The organism is Alsobacter metallidurans (genome assembly GCF_014636935.1).
Classification (GTDB): domain Bacteria; phylum Pseudomonadota; class Alphaproteobacteria; order Rhizobiales; family Beijerinckiaceae; genus Alsobacter; species Alsobacter metallidurans.
The window spans coordinates 1,188,117-1,208,391 of sequence record NZ_BMES01000002.1; the positions used below are offsets into that span (position 1 = coordinate 1,188,117).

Below are 20,275 nucleotides of genomic sequence, written 5' to 3' on the forward strand. Positions count from 1 at the left end.
GTGTGTGCGGCGCGCCGGGAAAAGCGGGCTCCGATCAGGCCTGCTCTTTCTCGCTTGGCGGGCGACGTAGGAGCTCCTTGACCTCGACCGTGATCACCGCGCCGTTCACCACCACGTTGCCGCGCGCGATCGGCATGTCGTTGGCGAGGATCTCGACCTCGTCGCCTTCGGCCGAATCGAGCGCGATCACCGCGCCGCGGCCCATGCGCAGAAGTTGGTGGATCGGCATCCGGGAGCGTCCGAGAACGATGGAGATGTCTACGCCGACAATGTCGAGACCGTTGGTCACTCAGTTGCTCCAACTACGCGAACGAAACCGGGGCGGGGCGCTGGTGGAAGCGGCGCTCCGGGGTGCATAGATGACTGGCGCGGCCATGTTCGGGCCGGCGATCCCGTCACCTGGTCTCAATGAGCCAATAACAGGGTTAATGCGCGGTGAAGATCAGGGACGAACTGGTTGAGCGCTTCTGGCCGGCCGAGGGCGGGGCGCCCGTCGAGTGGGTCGTCACGCCGGGCCCCGTGGCCTACGAAGACGCCCTGCGCGTCATGGAGGCCCGCGCCGACGCCATTGCGGCCGGGACCGCGACAGAGTGCGTCTGGCTGCTGGAGCACCCTCCCCTTTACACGGCGGGCACGTCGGCGCGCGACGGCGACCTCGTGGACGAGCGGTTCCCGGTGCACCGGACCGGGCGCGGCGGGCAATTCACGTATCACGGCCCTGGGCAACGGGTGGCCTATGTGATGCTGGACCTGAAGCGCCGCCGGCCCGACGTGCGCGCCTTCGTGGCGGCGCTGGAGGCCTGGGTGATCGACACGCTTGCGGCGTTCAACGTGCGCGGCGAACGGCGCGAGGACCGCGTTGGCGTTTGGGTCCGCCGGCCCGAAAAGGCGCCGGGCGCCGAGGACAAGATCGCGGCCATCGGCATCCGTGTGCGGCGCTGGGTTACGTTTCACGGGATCAGCCTCAACGTCGAGCCGGACCTGTCGCATTTCGGCGGCATCGTGCCGTGCGGCATCGCCGAGGAACTCTACGGCGTGACCAGCCTCGTCGACCTCGGCCTCCCGGTGACGCTGCACGACGCCGACGTGGCGCTGCGGGCCGCGTTCGAAAACGTTTTCGGCCCGACCGCGACGTCGCAGGTCGGCTAGGGACGCTTGATTGCGCCTGCGGGCAACGCGGAATGGCATGACGCTTTTTTCCGCCGCGTCTTCGTCGTACATCTCCCCCATGGCTTCATCACCACGCACGACTCGCCCGGCCGCAGAGCCTGCGCCGGACGTCTTCGACGACGAGGCGCTCCAGGACGATCTCGACGCCGAGGCGGAGCTCGACCAACTCGGCGAGCAGGGCCTCGACGACGACATCGCCGAGCAGGCCGGGCTCGACATCGATTTCGAGGGCCCCACCGCCAATTCACGCGTGAAGCACGGCGTGGAGGTGATCCGCGCATTCTGGCAGACCCTTCCCAACGGCCCAGGCGTCTACCGCATGATCGATGCGGACGATGGCGTCCTCTATGTCGGAAAGGCCCGAAGCCTGAAGAAGCGCGTCGCCAGCTATGCGCGCGGCGTCGGCCATTCAACGCGCATCCTGCGGGTGATCGCCGAAACGGCGCGGATGGAGTTCGTCACCACGCAGACCGAGACCGAGGCGCTGCTGCTGGAAGCCAACCTCATCAAGCAGCTGAAGCCGCGGTTCAACGTGCTGCTGCGCGACGACAAGTCGTTTCCCTACATCCTGCTCACGGGCGACCACGTTTCCCCCCAACTCACCAAGCATCGCGGCGCGCGCAACCGGCCGGGCGATTATTTCGGGCCTTTCGCCAGCGTCTGGGCGGTGAACCGCACCCTCAACGCGCTGCAGCGCGCCTTTCTGCTGCGGTCCTGCACGGACAGCTACTACGAGAACCGCACCCGGCCGTGCCTGCTGCACCAGATCAAGCGCTGCTCCGGCCCGTGCACGGGCGAAGTCGGGCATGTCGAATATGCCCGCCTCGCCGCCCAGGCCCGCGACTTCCTGCGCGGCAAGAGCAAGGGCGTGAAGGCGCAGCTCGCCGCCGACATGCAGAAGGCCTCGGACGAGCTCGAATTCGAGCGCGCGGCGCGCTACCGCGATCGCCTCGCGGCGCTGTCGGCCATCCAGGGCTCGCAGGATATCAACCCGCAGAACACCGAGGAGGCGGACGTTTTCGCCCTCCACGAGGAGGCAGGGCAGTTTTGCGTCGAGGTGTTCTTTTTCCGGAATTTTCAGAACTGGGGCAATCGCGACTACTTTCCCAAGGCCGACAAAACGACGCCCGCCACCGAAGTGCTGGCCGCCTTCATCGCCCAGTTTTATGACGACAAGCCCCCGCCCCGGCTCGTTTTGCTGTCGCACGAGATCGACGAACGCACGCTGCTCGAGGAGGCGCTTACGGCGACTGCCGGCGGGCGCGTGGAGGTCAACGTGCCCAAACGCGGAGAGAAGCGCGACCTCGTGGAGCACGCCGCCAAGAACGCCCGCGAGGCGCTGGGCCGGCGGCTCGCCGACACCTCGTCGCAGCAAAAGCTGCTCGGCGCCGTCGCGCAGGCGTTCGGCCTCCCCACCGCGCCGCGGCGCGTTGAGGTCTACGACAACTCGCACATCATGGGGACAAACGCCGTAGGCGGCATGGTGGTGGCGGGCCCGGCCGGGTTTTCGAAAGCCCACTACCGGACCTTCAACATCAAGTCCGAAGAACTCACGCCCGGCGACGACTACGGCATGATGCGCGAGGTGCTGAAGCGCCGTTTTTCGCGGCTCATGAAGGAGAACCCGCGCGATGCTGCGGCAGCCGCACAAGCGCCCGAGCGCGAGCGTGACATCGGCGAGATGCCGGCGTGGCCGGACCTCGTTCTGATCGACGGCGGCCGTGGCCAGCTCGACGCCGCGCGCCAGACGCTGGAGGAGATCGGCCTCACGGACGTGCCGCTGGTGGGCGTCGCAAAAGGCCCGGACCGCGACGCCGGCCGCGAAACCTTCTTCGTGCCGGGCCGCGACCCGTTCAAGCTCGCGCCGCGCGATCCGGCGCTGTATTTCATCCAGCGACTGCGCGATGAGGCCCATCGCTTCGCCATCGGCACGCACAGGGCAAAGCGAAAGCGGGAGTTCACCAAGAGCCCCCTCGACGAGATTTCGGGCATCGGCCCGGCGCGCAAGCGCGCGCTGCTGCTGCATTTCGGCACCGCCAAGGCCATCGCGCGCGCATCGCTGGACGACCTCGCCCGGACGCCGGGCGTCAACGCCGCGACCGCCAAGGCGGTCTACGATCACTTCCACGAGGGGCGCGGTTGATGCCGACGAGCAACCCGGCGCGAGCGCGACAGCTAAACGCCCCGGGTCGGTTGACGCCCCTCCCCTCGGCATGTTTCCTCGGCCCCAACTGATGCTGGCGAGCGACATGCGGCGGGCAAACCCCCTCAATCTCCCGAACATCCTGACCTATGGCCGCGTGTTCGCGGTGCCAGTCGTCGTGGCCTGCATGTTCTGGCCCGAGGAATTCTGGATGCGGTGGACGGCGCTGTTCGTCTTCGCGGTCGCGGGAATCACCGACTTCTTCGACGGTTATTTGGCGCGCGCCTGGCAGCAGCAGTCGACGTTGGGCCGCATGCTGGACCCGATCGCCGACAAGCTTCTGGTGTCGGCGACGTTGCTGATGCTGGTGGCGGACCGCACCATCACGAGCTGGTCGATCTGGGCCGCCATCGTGATCCTTTCGCGCGAGATCCTGGTTTCGGGCCTGCGCGAATATCTGGCCGAATTGCGCGTCAGCGTGCCGGTGTCCACCGTGGCCAAGTGGAAAACCACGCTGCAACTGATCGCGATAGGCTTTCTGATCGTCGGCCCCGCAGGCGAGCACGTGCTGCCCGGCACGGTGGCGATCGGGCTTGGCCTGCTCTGGGTCGCGGCGATCCTGACGCTCTACACGGGCTATGATTATTTCCGCGCCGGCATTCACCACATCGTGGACCACGGCGCCTGAGGGCCGTTTCATGAAGATCGTCTACTTCGCCTGGGTCCGCGAACGCATCGGCAAGCCCGAGGAAGAGCTGACGCCGCCCGAGAACGTCAGGACGGTCGCGGACCTCGCAGCCTGGCTGGCGAGCCTCGGCGAGGAATACGCCTATGCGTTCGAGAACCCAACCATTGTGCGGGCGGCGATAGACCGCAAACACGTGAAGCCCGAGACGCCAATCGCGGGCGCCCGCGAGATCGCGTTCTTCCCGCCCATGACGGGCGGCTGAGATGGCGCAGGCGCCGCTCACCGTCCGCATCCAGGCCGAACCCTTCGACGTCGCGGCCGAACTGGCGGGGATCGCCGCAGGCCGCACGGATGTGGGCGCCGTGGTCAGCTTCACGGGGCTTTGCCGGGCCGAGGGCGGCGCCTTGGCCGCGCTGGAGCTGGAGCATTACCCCGGCATGGCCGAGGAGGAGATGCGCCGGGTCGCCGCCGAGGCCGCGGAGCGCTGGCCGCTGCAGGGCCTCGTCGCGATCCACCGGCACGGCAAGATCGCGCCGGGCGAGCCGATCGTCCTGGTCGTCACGGCCTCCGCCCACCGCGCCGCTGCGTTCGAGGCGGCCGAATTCCTGATGGACTATCTCAAGACCCGCGCGCCCTTCTGGAAAAAGGAGCATCGCGTCGACGGATCACAGGGCGATTGGGTCGAGGCCAAGGACGTGGACGACAAGGCCGCGGAACGCTGGGCGCGATAGCGCGGACCAGCGCGAAGCGCCACCCTCCCTTGAGGGGGAGGGTGTGGCTGCGGCCTTAATGTCCGAGCACCCGTCCGGCCACCGCGTCCAGCTTTGCGAGAAGGGCCGGATCCCGAGCCGACGGCGCAGTCATGATCGCGGTGTCCAGCGCCTTGTGCGATCCCGCCGGGCAGTCCTCGCGCTCGCGCGGGAAATCGGCAGCGAGCCGGGCCACCACACGGCGAGCCTTCTCGGTGTTGCGGTGCATCACCTTGATGACGTCGGCGACATCCACGGCGTCGTGCTCGGGATGCCAGCAGTCGAAATCAGTCACCATCGCAAGCGTCGCGTAGGTGATCTCGGCCTCGCGCGCCAGCTTGGCCTCGGGCATCGCCGTCATGCCGATCACGTCGTAGCCGAGGTGGCGGTAGGTGTTGGACTCCGCATAGCTGGAGAACTGCGGCCCCTCCATGCACACATAGGTCCCACCCCGGCGGCAGGCCACGCTCTCCTTCTCGGCGGCCGCGGCCAACCGCGCCACGAGCCCCGGACCGACGGGATGCGCCATGGACACATGCGCGACGCACCCCGCCCCGAAAAACGAACTTTCCCGGCGATGGGTGCGATCCACGAACTGGTCGACGAGCACGAACAGCCCCGGTTGCAGGTCCGGCTTGAACGACCCACAGGCCGAGAGCGACACCAGGTCGGTCACCCCTGCCCGCTTCATGGCGTCGATATTGGCGCGGTAGTTGATGTCGGACGGTGAGAGGCGGTGCCCGCGCCCGTGCCGTGGCAGGAACACGATTGACGTCTCGCCGATACGGCCGAAGCGGAGCACGTCCGACGGATCGCCCCACGGCGTCCCGACGGCTTCTTCGCGAAGGTCGGCCAAGCCAGGCAGGTCGTAGACGCCGGATCCCCCGATGATCCCGAGAACGGCCCTGCTCATGTGTCGGCTCCCTAAATCCAGCGCCGCACCCGGGCGGCGTAGTCGCGCCAGTCCTGGCCGAAGCGGCGCTCCAGATGCGCCTCCTCGCGCGAGATCGCGAGCCAGTTCACAGCCGCGATGGTGACAGGCACCAGCAGCAGCAGCCAACCCCAGCGCAACGCCAGCGCGAAGCCAAGAAGCGCGACCGTATTGGCCACATAAATTGGATTGCGCGACCACCGGTACGGCCCCGTCGTCACCAGCGCTTTGCTGGGCGCGTTGGGCAGCACGGTCGTCCCCTTTCGACGAAGGACAATGAAGCAACCGAGATCCGCCAGGATCGCGATCGCGAACAGCGCGACGCCGGCCCACTCGGGCACGATCCGCAGTTGCAGGTCGAGCCATATGAAGGGGTCGACCTGCTCCAGCCCCCAAGCCAGCAACATGGCGGCGGAATAAATCAGCGGCGGCCACGGGATCGTGTTGGGCCTTTCGCCGATGTCGTGCGCCATGCCCATCCCCCCTGCGGCTTTCGCCCAAACGCCTTGTGCGCGTCGCCCTCTACAAGCGGGCCGCGTCCGGGTTATCCTGCAGCAAACGGCTATCGCACAAGAGGAAACGCCAAGACCATGCTGGCCAACGCCCCACGTCCCTTCAACTTCGACCTTGGCGAAACCGCCGACGCCATTCGCGAAACGGTTGCGGGCTTTGCGCAAAGCGAGATTGCGCCCCGCGCCGACGCGATCGACAAGACCAACGAGTTCCCCCGCGACCTCTGGCCGCGGATGGGTGCGCTGGGCCTGCACGGCATCACCGTGGAGGAGGAATATGGCGGCTCCGGGCTCGGCTATCTCGAGCACGTCGTCGCCATGGAGGAAGTCAGCCGCGCGTCCGCGTCGGTCGGGCTGAGCTATGGCGCCCACTCCAACCTTTGCGTCAACCAGATGCGCCGCAACGGCTCCGAGGCGCAGAAGCGCAAATACCTGCCCAAGTTGATCTCGGGCGAGCATGTCGGCGCGCTGGCGATGTCCGAGCCCGGGGCGGGCTCCGACGTGGTTTCTATGCGCACACGAGCCGAAAAGCGCGGCGACCGCTATGTGCTCAATGGCTCCAAGATGTGGATCACCAACGGGCCGGTCGCCGGGACGCTGATCGTCTACGCCAAGACGGATCCTGACGCTGGCTCCAAGGGCATTACGGCCTTCATCGTCGAGAAGGGCATGAAGGGCTTCACCACCGCCCAAAAGCTGGACAAGCTCGGCATGCGCGGCTCCGACACGTGCGAACTCGTGTTCGAGGATTGCGAGATCCCCGAAGAGAATGTCCTCGGCCAGGTCGGCAAGGGCGTCAACGTGCTGATGTCGGGCCTCGACTACGAGCGCGCCGTGCTGGCCGCCGGCCCGCTGGGCATCATGCAGGCGGCGCTGGACGTGGTGATGCCCTACGTCCACGAGCGCAAGCAGTTCGGCAGGCCCATCGGCGAGTTCCAACTCGTGCAGGGCAAGCTCGCCGACATGTACGTCACCATGAACGCCTGCAAGGCCTATGTGTACGCCGTCGCCAAGGCCTGCGACCGGGGCGAAACCACCCGCGAGGACGCGGCCGGCGCTATCCTGATCGCGGCCGAGAAGGCGACCCTGATGGCGCTTGACGCGATCCAGCTGCTGGGCGGCAACGGCTACATCAACGACTACCCCACCGGCCGCCTGCTGCGCGACGCCAAGCTCTACGAGATCGGCGCCGGCACCAGCGAAATCCGCCGCATGCTGATCGGACGCGAGCTGTTCGCAAAGACGATGTGACCGCCAGCCCACCTCACCAAGGAAGCCCAAACATGCTCGTGATCTGGGGGCGTCTCAGCTCCGTCAACGTCCAGAAAGTCGTCTTTGCCGCCGATGCGCTCGGCCTTGTCTACCAGCGCAACGAGGCCGGCGGGGTGCACGGGGTAGTGGACACGCCGGGATACCGGGCCATGAACCCGAACGGCCTCGTCCCCACGCTGCAGGACGACGACACTGTGCTGTGGGAATCCAACGCAATAGTTCGCTACCTTGCCGCGAAGCACGGCGCGGGCACGTTGTGGCCCGTCGATCCGGTCGCTCGGGCCCGGGCGGATCGCTGGATGGACTGGCAGCAGACCACCCTGAATCCGGCTGTGGGCCCGGCGTTTGTGAACCTCGTACGCACGGCGCCGGAGAAGCGAGACATGGCGGCCGTTGAGGCTTCGCGGGTCAAGACCAATTCGGTGACCAAGGTTCTCGATGCTCACCTGGGCGAGCACGCATTTCTGGCGGGCGACTCGTTCACCATGGCCGAATGCGTCGTTGGTCCACAGCTGCACCGCTGGCTGAATATGCCCATCGAGCGCGAAAACCGGCCCAATTTGGAAGCTTGGTACAATCGCCTTACCGAAAATCCGGCTTCCCGAACCGCTTTTCCGCGTCCCATCACATGAGCTGTGGCGGGCATGGTTTCCAGACGTGCTTAGAGGGTTAACGGCCATCCGACTCCCTCGGGTAACCAAGTGAGATGATTGCAATCCGCATCCAGTAGAACAGCGTCAGTTGTGACTGGAACGGACGCGATGATTGTAAATACAGAAGATTTGATCACAGGCGTTGCAATTACGCTTGTCGGAGGACGCCACCTTAACGGAGCCGTCTACGGCTTTCCCATAGACGGGATGATGGAGCTGCTGGACCAGCCGGCTGATTTCATTCAACTCGTAGTGGAGGAGGGCGAGTTCGCCTATGTCAGCAAGAAGCAGATTGCCGTGCTGCGGTCGTCGAGCCGGCTGTCTGGGCTCAGGTTCCCGGCGCTGGCGGCGTCGCTGCACGAACTGCTCGACCTCCCAATCGATGCCACGCCCGACGTGGTCCGGCTCGCCTATCTGGACCGGGCCGCCCGCTACAACCCGGCGCAATATGGCGGACTAACCCTGCCCGAAGAGGTCAGGGATTACCTGGAAGCGATGCACGGCGCCCTGCGCGAAGCGTATCAGGTCTACATCACCCCGAGGCCGACGTAAGGATCCCTGCTGATCATCGTATCTAAACGTTCGTGGTCCAAGAATGCTGGACCTCAGACAGTGGTGACCGATGTTCGCAAAAGACAACAAGCGCCTGCCCGTGACCCTGACCCTTGCGGACGGGCGTACCCTCGTGGGGGCTATTACGGCGGGACTATCCGCCAGCATCGCATCGGCGTTGAACCGCGAAGGCTTGTTTCTCGAGTTCATCGCCGAGAACGGCGAACTGCTCTTCATCGGCAAGAACAGCATCATGATGGTTCGGGAAGGCGCAATAGGCAGATCCCTGGATGTCCCCGCCATCGCAATGGCCCCGGGCGCTTGATGTAAGACGTCAGGCGCGCACGGACGCGCGTGTATCTGGCGCTCAGATCGGCGCCCTGAACAGCGGCGCCCCAGGCTTGCGGGGCGCCGGCTCCCCATGCTCGAGCTCAAAGACATAGTCGGCCGGCAATCCGGCGGCACGAGCCGCCGCGACCACGCCCTCGAGATAGCCGGGCTTCGGCTTCCCGGGGCGATCCGTGCGGCCGACATACACCAGGGCGCGGCGTGCTCCGCCTGGCGTCACCACCGGTTGGTTGATCTTGGTGTAAAGGCCCGTATGCAGGCTCTCGTAGCGGTCGAGCGCCGGAATGTCCGAAAGCGCCAGATCCCACAGTACGCCGTGCACGGTTCGACGCGGGTCGCGCACCACCGACGCGTAGCCCTCCGCCATGATCATGAACCGATGCCGCGGCAGGCGGGCCAGGCCGACGATCGTCGACCGCGGACAGCGCTGCTCCATGGCGACGCGATCCATGTTGGAGCCATAGGCGAAATAAAGGGGCATGGATCAAGACTCGATGGAACGGCCAGTGGTGAGTCTAGAAGCGCTTGCGCCGTAATAGCGCGCAAGGACGGTAGGGACGAGGGTCCCTCCCCGAACCGGCGCAAACGCGCCGCCGAAGGCGGCGGCGCCACAACTCACTTGAATTCGATGATCACGGCGTCCACGGCCAGGCTGTCGCCTTCCTTGGCCAGGATCTTGGCCACGGTGCCGTCTTTTTCGGCGCGCAGCACGTTCTCCATTTTCATCGCCTCGACGATGCACAGCATTTCGCCGGCCTTGACCTCCTGCCCTTCCGCAACCGAGATCGCCTTCACCAGCCCCGGCATGGGGCACAGCAGGAACTTGCCGGTGTCGGCCGCGACCTTCTCGGGCATCAAGGCCGCGAGTTCGGCCTCCCGGCGCGTATAGACCCTCGCGGCCGCGTAGGCGCCCGCATGCGACAGCGCCACCCCGTTCAGCAGGGGCCGAACCTGCAGGGCGACCTCGTTGCCGTCGACCGTGCCCTGCCACACGGGCTCGCCCGGCCGCCAGCCCGACGACACCTCGTGCGAGTGGCCTTCACCGAAGCGCACCACCGTGGCGTAGCTCATGTCCTCGATGGCCACGTCGAAACGCTGGCCACCGAGCATCACCACCCGCTCGGTCTCGAACTGCACCGGCGCGGCGGCGCGTAGCTGGCCCGAAATGCCGCGCTTGCGTCCATTGAGCTTGTGATCGATCGCGGCCGCGACCGCGGCCATCAGGTGCGCGGTTTCGCCCTCCGGGGCGATTGGCTTGAAGCCCTCCGGGAACTCCTCGGCGATGAAGCCGGTCGAAAGGCGCCCAGCCTTCCAGCGTTCATGCGCCATCAACGCGGACAGGAACGGGATGTTGTGACGGATACCCTCGATCGCGAATGCGTCGAGCGCCCTGCCCTGCGACTCGATGGCCTCCAGCCGCGTCGGCGCATGTGTCACCAGCTTGGCAATCATCGGGTCGTAGTAGATCGAGATCTCGCCGCCTTCGTAGACGCCGGTGTCGTTGCGCACCATCACATCGCCGGTGCGGCCTTCGGCGGGCGGACGATAGCTCACGAGCCTGCCGGTGGACGGCATGAAGTTGCGCGTCGGGTCCTCGGCATAGACGCGGCTCTCCACCGCCCAGCCGTTCAGCTTCACGTCGTCCTGCGTGATCGAGAGCTTCTCGCCTGCCGCGACGCGGATCATCTGCTCGACGAGGTCGACGCCGGTGATCATCTCGGTGACCGGATGCTCGACCTGCAGGCGCGTGTTCATTTCCAGGAAGAAGAACGAGCGGTCCTGCCCGGCCACGAACTCGACCGTGCCGGCGGAATCGTAGCCCACCGCGCGGGCCAGCGCGCAGGCCTGCTCGCCCATGAGGCGGCGGGTCGCTTCGTCCAGCAGCGGCGACGGGGCCTCCTCGATCACCTTCTGGTTGCGGCGCTGAATGGAGCACTCGCGCTCGCCCAGATAGATGACGTTGCCGTGCTTGTCGCCCAGCACCTGTATCTCGATGTGGCGCGGGTCGACGATGAACTTCTCAACGAACACGCGGTCGTCGCCGAACGAGGACGCGGCCTCAGATTTGGCGCGCGCGAAGCCTTCCGCGACTTCATCGGCCGAATAGGCGATGCGCATGCCCTTGCCGCCGCCGCCCGCCGAGGCCTTGATCATCACCGGGTAGCCGATCTCGTCCGCGATCGTCACCGCGTGAGCGGGATCCTCGATTACGCCGAGATGCCCCGGTACGGTGGAAACCCGGGCGGCGTTGGCGAACTTCTTGGATTCGATCTTGTCGCCCATGGCCTCGATGGCCTTGGGATTGGGACCGATGAACACGATCCCGGCCGCCTCCAGCGCCTTCGGAAAAGCGGCGCGCTCCGACAGGAAGCCATAGCCCGGATGAACCGCCTCGGCGCCGGTCGCCTTGCAGGCTTCCACGATCTTCTCGATCAGCAGATAGGACTGGGCGGCGGCGGGCGGGCCGATATGGACGGCCTCGTCGGCCATCTCGACATGCAGCGCGTCCCGATCGGCGTCCGAATAGACCGCAACGGTCCTGATGCCCATGCGGCGGGCTGTCTTGATGACGCGGCAGGCGATTTCGCCGCGGTTGGCGATCAGAATTTTATTGAACATGCCCGTCCCGAGATCGAAGCCACGCTGGATTCGAGATCGTTTCTAGGCTGCGGGCGCGGGGTCGTCCACTCACCGAAGGACTGAGATGCAAACCGGCGCAGCCTCGCGGCCACGCCCGTCTACTCGTCAAAATCAGAGGAGGCGGCTCAGGCCGCGCGGCGCACCAGCGCGACTTCCGGGTCCTGCAGGGCCCTCAGGCCGCGATTCTCTTCGAGAGCGAGCGCGATCACCGCCTGGTCGACGCGCTCGGCTTCGCGAACCAGGTTGACCAGGAGCGGGCCTACGTTCAGAGCCGGGCCGCTACGAGCCATTTGCAGACACGTGATCAGCCAAGCGGCGTCCTCGTCGCGGATGTAGCCGGTGGGGCGACGCTCCCAGACCAGATGCGCGGTCAAGGCCTCGACGAAAAACTCGGCCCAGGCGTCGCAGGCTTGGCCCACCATCCGCTCCATGCGGATCAGCCCCTCGGCCTCTTCCTTGGAGATCCCTGCATCTTCGATCAGCCGCTGGATTTCGCGAACGTCATCCAGAGCAATCGATTGCTTCTCGATGGTCCGGATCACGACGTTCTGGATGCGGTTGGCGTTCATCTGTTTGACCTCCGCGGCTTTATTGTCGCCGCTCTTCTCTCTTTCGTGCAGTAATCATTGATCCACACGTATGGAGCGCAAGTTAAAGGTCTATGTCCTAACGAAAATTCAGGTTAAACAGGCCTGACCAGCCATACTTACTTGAGAATTAATCCGCGGGTGGGCTATTCACAGGGATCGTCCCGCAGGCTAGGCAGGAAGCCCGCCTGCGGAATGCGTCATGACCGCTCCCTTGCCCGTCTGCTTCACGCCGGACGCCCTGTATTTCCGCCCTGCGGTGTTCACGGCCGCGACGCTGCTGGCCCAGCCGGATGCCGAGGGGCTCGACATCCTGTTCCTCTGCGAGGACCGCGACGTCGCAAAGGGCTTTGAGGATCTCGACCCCGCCTTGCGCGGCCGCATCACCTTGCTGCCGGTGGATTGGACCCGGCACGTCGCGGACCTGCCGACACGCGGGCATTTCACCTCGGCGGTGAACCGGCGCCTCGCGCTGCATCGCATCCTGCCGGAGCGGTATGAGCGGTTCGTCTCGATGGACGCCGACATGCAGGTCGTCCGCCCGGGCCTCGCGCGCCTGGCCGGACTGAACCTGGACGGCCGCGCGCTGGCGGCGGCCTATGACATGATCTTCCTGAAGGACTTCGAGGACGGCCCGCTCACGGCCGAGTTCCGCGCCTATCGGGCCGAGCTCGGGCTCGCGCCGGACACGCCCTACTTCAACAACGGGCTGACGCTGATTGACCGGCACGCGTGGACGCTGGCCGGCGTCGCCGAGGAGGCTGCAGCAAGGCTACGGGCCGCGCCGGCGCGCTATCCGTTCCTGGAGCAAAGCGCGCTGAACAGCGTCATCCAGGGCGCCTTCGCGCCGCTCTCGCCGCGCTACAATTTCATGGGCGACTTTCTGCTGCTCGACCTCGAGGACGAGGTCGAGCCGGTGGTCCGCCATTTCGTGAACCGGCCGAAGCCGTGGGAAGCCGGCTACCCTGGCGCGCCCGCGCATGCCGAGGCTTACGCCAGCTGGTTCGCGGCGTCTCCCTGGCCCAGCTTCGCCGCCGAGCCTGCCGCGCCCCAGGCGGGCGATCCAACGCAAAAGGCCCGCATGGCGCCCTTCCGGGAGCGCCTGCGGGCCTTTCTTGAAACAGTGAGCTTCGCGGACGGCTGGCGCCCGCAAGCGTCGGCTTAGGCCGCCTTGGCGACCGCGCTTGCAGGCGTGAGGTCGCAGCACGGCTTCAACGCCGCGACCAGCAGCGCTTCCGCGCCCGAGAGCGCCGCGCCGCGCCGGCCGAGGCGCTCGGCGACCCAGCTGCGAGCCGGGTCCGCCGCCCGCGTGACGGCCTGCAATGTGGCCTCGGACGCGCCGCGCGCCACCCAGCCTTCGCAGGCGCTCACCCGCTCCTCGGTGAGAGCGGCGGTCACCACCTGCGCGAACAACGAGGGCGCCGCGACGCCGCTCTGCGCCGCCGCCAGCACGGTTGCGTCCAGCCAGAAGCTCCGGGCGAAGATCGACGCCTCCGCCGCGCCTGCGCCGGCCGAGAGCAGATGGTTGGCGACCGCCACCGCAAACAGCGCCGCGAAATCCTCGGAAGCGCCCTCGCGCGCGGTTTCGGCGATATCGAACAGCGCCTCCGCCTCCCGGCGCGTCACCGCGCGGTCGGCATGCGCCATCAGCACCTTGCGAACGCGGTGCGCCACCGCCGCACCATCGCGCGCCTCCATGCGGAGCGCCCTGAGCTCGGCCAGATGGACGGCCTCGGAATCGCCGGGCTCTTGCCGCTTGGGAATACAGAAATCGGGATCAAACGCCGCGAACACAGGCAACTCCACGCCAAAGGCCATTGCGGCCAATTTGGCGCTAATTGCTGTGAGCCGCCTTAACGAGAGGTTGCGATCGCGCCGGATGCTTGAGGGCCCGTAAAGGCCTGCACCCGGCAAAACAACCCATCCGAGCCTATCAGAGAGGCAGGTTGTCGTGCTTGCGCCAGGGCTGCTCGGCTTTTTTCTCCGCCAACATCGCAAGCGCGCGGGCCACTCGGCGGCGCGTGCCATGCGGCATGATGACCTCGTCGATGTAGCCACGCTCGGCCGCCACGAAGGGCGACAGGAAGCGCTCCTCGTATTCCTTGGTGCGCGCCGCGATCTTGTCGGCATCGCCGATGTCCTGGCGAAAGATGATCTCCACCGCGCCCTTGGCGCCCATCACGGCGATCTGCGCCGTGGGCCAGGCATAGTTCACGTCTGCGCCGATATGCTTGGACGCCATCACGTCGTAAGCGCCGCCGAAGGCCTTGCGGGTGATTACCGTGACCAGCGGTACGGTTGCCTGTGCGTAGGCGAACAGCAGCTTCGCGCCGTGCTTGATGAGGCCGCCATATTCCTGGGCTGTGCCGGGAAGGAAGCCGGGCACGTCCACAAGCGTCACGATCGGGATGCTGAACGCGTCGCAGAAGCGGACGAAGCGCGCCGCCTTACGGGAGGCGTCCGCGTCCAGCACGCCGGCGAGCACCATCGGCTGGTTTGCGACAACGCCGACGCTGCGGCCCTCGATGCGGGCGAAGCCGGTGATGATGTTCTTGGCGTAGCTCTCCTGAATTTCGAAGAAGTCGCCCTCGTCCGCGATCTTCGCGATCAGCTCCTTCATATCGTAGGGCTTGTTCGGATTATCCGGCACGAGGGTGTCGAGCGACATCTCGACCCGATCCTCGGCGTCAAAGCTCGGCCAGACCGGCGCGCCCTGCGTGTTGTTGGCGGGCAGGAAATCCATCAGGCGGCGAACCTGCAGGAGCGCCTCGAGGTCGTTGTCCCAGGCGCCGTCCGCTACGGACGACTTCGTGGTGTGAACCTTAGCGCCGCCGAGCTCCTCGGCCGTGACGGTCTCGTTGGTGACCGTCTTCACCACGTCCGGACCGGTCACGAACATGTAGCTCGTGTCGCGCACCATGAAGATGAAGTCCGTCATCGCGGGCGAATAAACGTCGCCGCCCGCGCATGGGCCCATGATCACAGAAATCTGCGGGATCACGCCGGAGGCCTGGACGTTCCGGCGGAAGACCTCGCCATAGCCGCCCAGCGCGGCCACGCCCTCCTGGATGCGGGCGCCGCCGGCGTCGAACAGCCCGATGATGGGAGCGCGCATCTTCAGCGCCATGTCCTGGATCTTGGTGATTTTGGCCGCATGCGTTTCCGACAGTGAGCCGCCAAATACCGTGAAATCCTTGGCGAAGATGAAGACCGTACGCCCGTTGATGGTGCCCCAGCCGGTCACCACGCCGTCGCCCGGCACCTTGTTGGCCTCCATGCCGAAATCCGTGCAGCGATGCTGCACGAAGGTGTCGAATTCCTCGAACGAGCCCTTGTCGAGCAGCAACTCCACGCGCTCACGCGCCGTCAGCTTGCCGCGCGCATGCTGTGCCTCGATGCGCTTCTGCCCGCCGCCAAGCTTGGCTTCCGCGCGCCGATCGTCGAGCCTTTCGAGAATGTCCTTCATGCGACCGTGCCTCCGTGGCCCGGCCGAGTCGGCCGCCCACAAAAAAACCTGCGTCCGGCTGCTTAGCATGCGCCGGACGCAGGTTGGAACTCGACGGATGGGGGAGACGGCGCAAAGCCCTCCCCCGCCCACGCTCACTCGACCGTCAGGCTGACTTCCACATTGTTGCGGGTTGCATTCGAGTATGGGCACACGATATGGGCGTCGTGCACCAATTGCTCGGCCTGCTGCCGTTCGATGCCTGGCAGCGAGATGTGCAGGTCGACCTTGATCGCGAAGCCGGTCGGGATCGGCCCGATGCCGACGTCAGCCGAGACCTTGGCGTCGTCCGGAACCTTGATGTTGCTCTTGCGGGCCACTGCCTTGATGGCCCCCAGGAAACAAGCCGAATAGCCTGCCGCGAAGAGTTGCTCCGGATTCGTGGCCTCGCCGCCGGCGCCGCCCATTTCCTTGGGGACGGACAGCTTCACGTCGATCACGCCGTCCGACGAAACGGCGCGGCCATCGCGGCCGCCGGTCGCGGAAGCGTGGGCGGTGTACACGACCTTCGGTTGGTCCATGGGGGGATCTCCTGATTGAGCGGCGGGCGCCGCAAAATGTTGACTTGGAGATCATAGGGCGTGGGACCGCCAAGGCAGCCCCATTGGCGCTCCGCTCACGCAGAATGGATCAGGCGCAGCAATGTGGCGGCCGCTTCCATCTCGCCCCAGCGCTTGGCCCGACGCTCAAGCGCATCATCGTCGAGGCCCCAGACTTCCATCTGAAAGTCTTCGTCCAAATGCGCGGCCGCCCAGGCCTGGGCAGGCGTGAGCCGCCCGCGCGCCACCGCGACGGCGAGCAACGAGGAACCAGTGAGGCTTGTGATGGTGGAGAGCGCCGCGAGCGCGATCGGATCGCGTACAGCCGCAACCTCGCGCCGAACCGCATCCAGCGCGCTTGACGGCTGCTCGATGAACATGACGCCTTCGGCCAGGAAAAACCGTGCGCCCAGATCCTCGCGCGCCCAGTCCAGCACAGGATCCCACGCCTCGGCCTGTCGCCGCACCAAGCGGGGCGGCTCGCCGGCCCTATAGCAGAGCAGATCGGACCCGGCATAGCGGACGATTTCGTCCACGACGTCATCGCGCATGCGCGCCACGCCGTCGATGCCGCTGTTGACCAGCTTGGTCATCGGCATGGTCGCGGGGTTGATCTCATTACCCTGCGCCGCCCATTCGCCGGCCACGGCCTCTCCGGCGTGCCGGTTCGGCAGCGCGAGAGGCGCCTTGGCCGGCGTGCGCGCCGGGCGTCCGTCCAGGGTGAGGACGAAGCCGCCGTCCTTCTCGACCACGCTCGCCTCCTTGTAGAAGCGTCGCGGCAAGGACGGCGCCGCGGAGGCCGATCGCGCGGCGCGCACCGGATTGTGGCCATTGGCGTCAGGGAACCAGGCGTTCTGATCGTTCGACATGGCCGGGACATGGCGTCCCCGGGCGACGTTGTCCAGCCCGATCAGCGCCGCGAGCCACCCCAAAGCGACCTTTCGAGTTCGGCGAAACTCTCGACCACCGTTTCCGCCCCGGCCTCCAGGAGCGCGTCGGGCGGATGATGGCCCCAGCTCACCCCAATGGCCCTGGCGCCGGCCGCCTTGCCCATCAGCATGTCGAAAGTGGTGTCGCCGACCATGATGGTCTCGTGAGGCCTGGCGCCGGCCGCCGCCATGGCTTGCAGCGCCATCGCGGGATCGGGCTTCGAGGGCGCATCGTCGGCGGTCTGTACGGTGACGAAGAGCTCGCCCCAGCCATGCCCGACCAGGATGCGGTCCACCCCTCGCCGCGATTTACCCGTCGCAACGCCAAGCTTAACCTGCGCCTTGGCGGACAGGTTGCGCAGGATCTCGTCGGCTCCGGCGAAAACCGTTTCCCGATACCCCGGCGCAGACACTCGCCGACGGAACGCCTCGCGATAGAGAGCGACCAGCTGGTCGACGGGCCCCTCGTCGCCCACGAGGCGCTGAAACGTCGGGCGCAACGACAGCCCCACCAGGGCCAGCAACTCGGCGCTGGCCGGCGACAGCAGACCTGCCGCAGCGAATGCTTCTTGGTGGGACATCAGGATCGACTCCCGGCTGTCCACCAAAGTGCCGTCCAAATCAAACAAGACGAAAAGCAACGCGGGTGGTTCCTCGTTACGCCACAAGTGGTTGTACCCACAACCTGTGTACAACTTAAAGTACATTTACGATTAGCTCACCACAAAACAGGCTGAACCGGGTGAAATGAGCTGAGCAAGGCCGAAGATACGATCGGTTAAATCCTGATACCTATAGTCAACTCATGCCACAACGAATGGCAGATGCAAACAGGAGCTAACGCAATGACCAGCATTTTCAAGTCTTTCATCCAGAACGAGTCCGGCGCGACCGCCATCGAGTACGGCCTGATTGCTGGCCTGGTTGCCGTTGGCATTATCACGGCTCTGTCCGGTCTCCGGAACAATCTCTCGACCACGTTCAACAACATCGGATCGAAGGTCAACGCCTGCTCGGACGGCACTTGCTGATCTGAACCGATCGACGGCCCCGGCGAAAGCCGGGGCCACATCGGGGGTTGGTATGCTGAAGCACACAAAGAGTTTTGTTGACGACGAGCGCGGAACGACGGCCATGGAGTATGGGCTGATCATCGCCTGCATCGTCATGGTGCTGTTCCCCGCTATGCAATATGCGAAAAACGCAATCGCCAATTCGCTGGAATTTGCGGGCAAAACCGCCCTCGAAGGCACGAAGTAACGGCTCTACAACTCCGGCGCATCCTCGATCGGGTCATACCGCGCCGTGTCGAACCCCAGCAGGTTCCAGCTTTGGCGCATGTGCGGCGGCAACGGCGCCGTGACGTCCACCGGCTTGCCCGAGCGCGGATGCGGGATCACGATCCGCCGCGCCAACAAATGAAGCCTGTTCTGAATGCCGCCTGGCAATTCCCAGTTCTCGATATCGAAATACTTGGGATCGCCCACGATCGGGTGCCCGATGTGCACCGTATGCGCGCGCAATTGGTGAGTGCGTCCGGTTACCGGCTTCAGCGACAGCCAGGCGAGCTTCTGGGCCGCCGTCTCTACCACCGCGTAATATGTCACCGCATGCGTCGCGCCCTCGGCGCCGTGCTTGGCGACATGCATCTTGGCGTCGCCATCCTCGTCCTCACCCTTTGCGAGGTAGGTCGAGATCCGTCCCTGCTTTACGCGAGGCACGCCGGCCACCAGCGCCCAGTAGGTTTTGCGTGTGTCGCGCGAGCGGAAGCTCTTGGCCAGCGCGGACGCCGCAAAGCGGGTCTTGGCGATCACCAGGCACCCTGACGTATCGCGATCAAGGCGATGCACCAGCCGGGGCGTCTGGCCCTTGGAGTCGGTAAGCGCCTCCAGCATCTTGTCGACGTGGTTGGTCATGCCCGAGCCGCCTTGCACGGCAAGGCCCATGGGCTTGTCGATCACAAGCATGTCGTCATCCTCGTAGAGGGTGATCGACTTCAGGTAGGCTCGCGTTTCCTCGTCGGCCTTCGAAGCGCGGGGGCCGGTTTTGGGCGGCGTCAGCGACAGCGGCGGGATGCGCACCGCCTGTCCCTCCTCCAGCCTGTCCTTGGTTTCCGCCCGTTTGCCGTTGACGCGCAACTCGCCCTTGCGGACCACGCGTTGAATATGGCTGAAAGACAGGCCCGGGAACCGCGCCTCGAGAAAACGGTCAATCCGCATCCCGGCCTCGTCCGCCGTCACCGTGACGGTCTGGACCTTGGTCATCACCGCCTCTTCGGCGACCACCTCGACCGGAGCCTCCTGCTCGGGCTGCTGCTCTACCGCTCTTTCCCGCGCCCGCCGCTCGGTCCGCGCCTGGTTCTGGGACGGCGCCCAGCCCTTTGTGCGGCGCGGCGCCTGGCCCTCGGTCGGCATCTCGCGCGCGGCGACGTCGTCCGGTGCGAAGCTCCTGGCGCGCCCTCCGTCGATACTAGCCTTGCGGGGCGGTCGGCCAGAAGGGGCTGCAGCGGCGCTGCGGGACGCGGGACGCGCTGGACGCGGGCCGCCTGCAGCCGTGCGTGGGCCCGAGCCGGGCTTCACGCGCCCTGCACGGCCGCCCGTGGCGCCGGGACGCTTGGGTCCGCCCTTGCTCATGTAAAACTCCTGACGAGGGCAAGGCCGCCTGCGAGGCCCAGGATGGACAAGATCACCGAAGCGCCAACATAGGCCGCGGCCGCGCCGCCAGCGCCGCGCTCCCAAAGAAAGACGGCGTCGAGCGAGAAAGCCGAAAAGGTCGTGAACCCGCCGCAGATGCCGGTGGTGAGAAACAGCCTCGCCGGCTGCGACCACGACGCGTCAGCCCGAAACGCCAGCCAACCGATCAGCAGGCCCATCGCAGTAGATCCCGCCACGTTGATCAGCAGCGTGTGCCACGGGAATGCCGTTCCGGCCACGCGCGTGACCGCCATGTTGACGCCATGCCGCATGGCGGCCCCGATACCGCCGCCGAGGAAAACAAGAAGGGTCGATTGCATGGGAGGTCCATTCCGGCGCTCGGCGCACAGGAGGGTACCTAGCA

General features: G+C 66.1%; 25 protein-coding genes. 12 read left to right on the forward strand and 13 right to left on the reverse strand.

Annotation, left to right across the window (positions count from 1 at the left end; all coding sequences use genetic code 11):
• Positions 1-34: 34 nt before the first annotated feature.
• The gene (locus IEV99_RS15885) at positions 35-289 is read right to left on the reverse strand and encodes a FliM/FliN family flagellar motor switch protein (RefSeq protein WP_188518724.1); all 255 of its coding nucleotides are present in this window, start codon (positions 287-289) and stop codon (positions 35-37) included.
• Between the two features lie 146 nt (positions 290-435).
• Between IEV99_RS15885 and lipB the strand changes: the two genes are divergently transcribed.
• From lipB to IEV99_RS15910, 5 genes are all read left to right on the forward strand, one after another.
• Positions 436-1,149, forward strand: coding sequence for a lipoyl(octanoyl) transferase LipB (lipB, locus tag IEV99_RS15890; RefSeq protein WP_188518725.1), 714 nt, complete (start codon positions 436-438; stop codon positions 1,147-1,149).
• A 79-nt stretch (positions 1,150-1,228) separates the two neighbouring features.
• Positions 1,229-3,313, forward strand: a complete 2,085-nt coding sequence (gene uvrC, locus IEV99_RS15895) for an excinuclease ABC subunit UvrC (RefSeq protein WP_188519697.1) — start codon at positions 1,229-1,231, stop codon at positions 3,311-3,313.
• 106 nt (positions 3,314-3,419) lie between these two features.
• Positions 3,420-4,001, forward strand: coding sequence for a CDP-diacylglycerol--glycerol-3-phosphate 3-phosphatidyltransferase (gene pgsA, locus IEV99_RS15900; protein ID WP_188518726.1), 582 nt, complete (start codon positions 3,420-3,422; stop codon positions 3,999-4,001).
• A 10-nt stretch (positions 4,002-4,011) separates the two neighbouring features.
• The gene (gene moaD / locus IEV99_RS15905; RefSeq protein WP_188518727.1) at positions 4,012-4,263 is read left to right on the forward strand and encodes a molybdopterin converting factor subunit 1; all 252 of its coding nucleotides are present in this window, start codon (positions 4,012-4,014) and stop codon (positions 4,261-4,263) included.
• A 1-nt stretch (position 4,264) separates the two neighbouring features.
• On the forward strand, positions 4,265-4,732 hold the full coding sequence (locus tag IEV99_RS15910; protein ID WP_188518728.1) for a molybdenum cofactor biosynthesis protein MoaE: 468 nt from the start codon (positions 4,265-4,267) through the stop codon (positions 4,730-4,732).
• A 55-nt stretch (positions 4,733-4,787) separates the two neighbouring features.
• On the opposite strand, the gene IEV99_RS15915 is transcribed toward IEV99_RS15910, so the two are convergent.
• Together IEV99_RS15915 and IEV99_RS15920 are read right to left on the reverse strand one after the other, a co-directional pair.
• Positions 4,788-5,663, reverse strand: coding sequence for an S-methyl-5'-thioadenosine phosphorylase (locus tag IEV99_RS15915; protein ID WP_188518729.1), 876 nt, complete (start codon positions 5,661-5,663; stop codon positions 4,788-4,790).
• Positions 5,664-5,674: 11 nt separating this feature from the next.
• Entirely contained in the window at positions 5,675-6,154 is a 480-nt protein-coding gene (locus IEV99_RS15920; RefSeq protein ID WP_188518730.1) for a methyltransferase family protein, read from the reverse strand.
• Between the two features lie 117 nt (positions 6,155-6,271).
• Here IEV99_RS15920 and IEV99_RS15925 point away from each other — a divergent pair, with 117 nt between their 5' ends.
• The 4 genes from IEV99_RS15925 to IEV99_RS15940 all read left to right on the forward strand — a co-directional run bounded on the left by IEV99_RS15925 (position 6,272) and on the right by IEV99_RS15940 (position 8,995).
• Positions 6,272-7,444 (forward strand): isovaleryl-CoA dehydrogenase, encoded by a 1,173-nt coding sequence (locus tag IEV99_RS15925; protein ID WP_188518731.1) that lies wholly within the window; start codon positions 6,272-6,274, stop codon positions 7,442-7,444.
• Between the two features lie 32 nt (positions 7,445-7,476).
• Complete coding sequence (locus IEV99_RS15930; RefSeq protein ID WP_188518732.1) at positions 7,477-8,097, forward strand: glutathione S-transferase family protein; 621 nt, start codon at positions 7,477-7,479, stop codon at positions 8,095-8,097.
• 231 nt (positions 8,098-8,328) lie between these two features.
• Positions 8,329-8,670: a hypothetical protein gene (locus IEV99_RS15935; protein WP_188518733.1), complete on the forward strand. Its 342-nt coding sequence runs from the start codon at positions 8,329-8,331 to the stop codon at positions 8,668-8,670.
• A 70-nt stretch (positions 8,671-8,740) separates the two neighbouring features.
• Entirely contained in the window at positions 8,741-8,995 is a 255-nt protein-coding gene (locus tag IEV99_RS15940) for a hypothetical protein (RefSeq protein ID WP_188518734.1), read from the forward strand.
• 42 nt (positions 8,996-9,037) lie between these two features.
• Here IEV99_RS15940 and IEV99_RS15945 read toward each other — a convergent pair whose 3' ends face one another.
• The 3 genes from IEV99_RS15945 to IEV99_RS15955 form a co-directional block, all read right to left on the reverse strand.
• Positions 9,038-9,499 carry a gamma-glutamylcyclotransferase family protein gene (locus IEV99_RS15945; protein WP_188518735.1) on the reverse strand — a complete coding sequence of 154 codons (462 nt, stop codon included), beginning with the start codon at positions 9,497-9,499 and terminating at the stop codon, positions 9,038-9,040.
• A 134-nt stretch (positions 9,500-9,633) separates the two neighbouring features.
• Positions 9,634-11,637: an acetyl-CoA carboxylase biotin carboxylase subunit gene (locus IEV99_RS15950; protein WP_188518736.1), complete on the reverse strand. Its 2,004-nt coding sequence runs from the start codon at positions 11,635-11,637 to the stop codon at positions 9,634-9,636.
• Between the two features lie 146 nt (positions 11,638-11,783).
• Positions 11,784-12,227, reverse strand: coding sequence for a hypothetical protein (locus IEV99_RS15955; protein ID WP_188518737.1), 444 nt, complete (start codon positions 12,225-12,227; stop codon positions 11,784-11,786).
• Between the two features lie 220 nt (positions 12,228-12,447).
• Between IEV99_RS15955 and IEV99_RS15960 the strand changes: the two genes are divergently transcribed.
• Positions 12,448-13,410, forward strand: a complete 963-nt coding sequence (locus tag IEV99_RS15960; RefSeq protein WP_188518738.1) for a glycosyltransferase family 8 protein — start codon at positions 12,448-12,450, stop codon at positions 13,408-13,410.
• Here the strand turns inward: IEV99_RS15960 and IEV99_RS15965 are convergent.
• From IEV99_RS15965 to IEV99_RS15985, 5 genes are all read right to left on the reverse strand, one after another.
• Positions 13,407-14,039: a hypothetical protein gene (locus IEV99_RS15965; RefSeq protein WP_188518739.1), complete on the reverse strand. Its 633-nt coding sequence runs from the start codon at positions 14,037-14,039 to the stop codon at positions 13,407-13,409. The two genes, IEV99_RS15960 and IEV99_RS15965, sit on opposite strands and share 4 nt — an antisense overlap.
• A gap of 139 nt (positions 14,040-14,178) precedes the next feature.
• The gene (locus IEV99_RS15970) at positions 14,179-15,711 is read right to left on the reverse strand and encodes an acyl-CoA carboxylase subunit beta (protein WP_188518740.1); all 1,533 of its coding nucleotides are present in this window, start codon (positions 15,709-15,711) and stop codon (positions 14,179-14,181) included.
• Positions 15,712-15,845: 134 nt separating this feature from the next.
• Positions 15,846-16,271, reverse strand: a complete 426-nt coding sequence (locus IEV99_RS15975; RefSeq protein ID WP_188518741.1) for an organic hydroperoxide resistance protein — start codon at positions 16,269-16,271, stop codon at positions 15,846-15,848.
• 95 nt (positions 16,272-16,366) lie between these two features.
• Positions 16,367-17,158, reverse strand: coding sequence for an ATP12 family chaperone protein (locus IEV99_RS15980; protein ID WP_188518742.1), 792 nt, complete (start codon positions 17,156-17,158; stop codon positions 16,367-16,369).
• 41 nt (positions 17,159-17,199) lie between these two features.
• Entirely contained in the window at positions 17,200-17,913 is a 714-nt protein-coding gene (locus tag IEV99_RS15985; RefSeq protein WP_308469388.1) for an HAD-IA family hydrolase, read from the reverse strand.
• 150 nt (positions 17,914-18,063) lie between these two features.
• On the opposite strand from IEV99_RS15985, the gene IEV99_RS15990 reads away from it, so the two are divergent.
• Both IEV99_RS15990 and IEV99_RS15995 read left to right on the forward strand, forming a co-directional pair.
• Positions 18,064-18,249 (forward strand): Flp family type IVb pilin, encoded by a 186-nt coding sequence (locus IEV99_RS15990; RefSeq protein WP_188518744.1) that lies wholly within the window; start codon positions 18,064-18,066, stop codon positions 18,247-18,249.
• Positions 18,250-18,301: 52 nt separating this feature from the next.
• Positions 18,302-18,478, forward strand: coding sequence for a Flp family type IVb pilin (locus IEV99_RS15995; protein ID WP_188518745.1), 177 nt, complete (start codon positions 18,302-18,304; stop codon positions 18,476-18,478).
• A gap of 5 nt (positions 18,479-18,483) precedes the next feature.
• Here IEV99_RS15995 and IEV99_RS16000 read toward each other — a convergent pair whose 3' ends face one another.
• Both IEV99_RS16000 and crcB read right to left on the reverse strand, forming a co-directional pair.
• Positions 18,484-19,851: an RluA family pseudouridine synthase gene (locus IEV99_RS16000; RefSeq protein ID WP_188518746.1), complete on the reverse strand. Its 1,368-nt coding sequence runs from the start codon at positions 19,849-19,851 to the stop codon at positions 18,484-18,486.
• Positions 19,848-20,231, reverse strand: coding sequence for a fluoride efflux transporter CrcB (crcB, locus tag IEV99_RS16005; RefSeq protein WP_188518747.1), 384 nt, complete (start codon positions 20,229-20,231; stop codon positions 19,848-19,850). The genes IEV99_RS16000 and crcB overlap by 4 nt, the downstream gene beginning before the upstream one ends.
• Between the last annotated feature and the right edge of the window lie 44 nt (positions 20,232-20,275).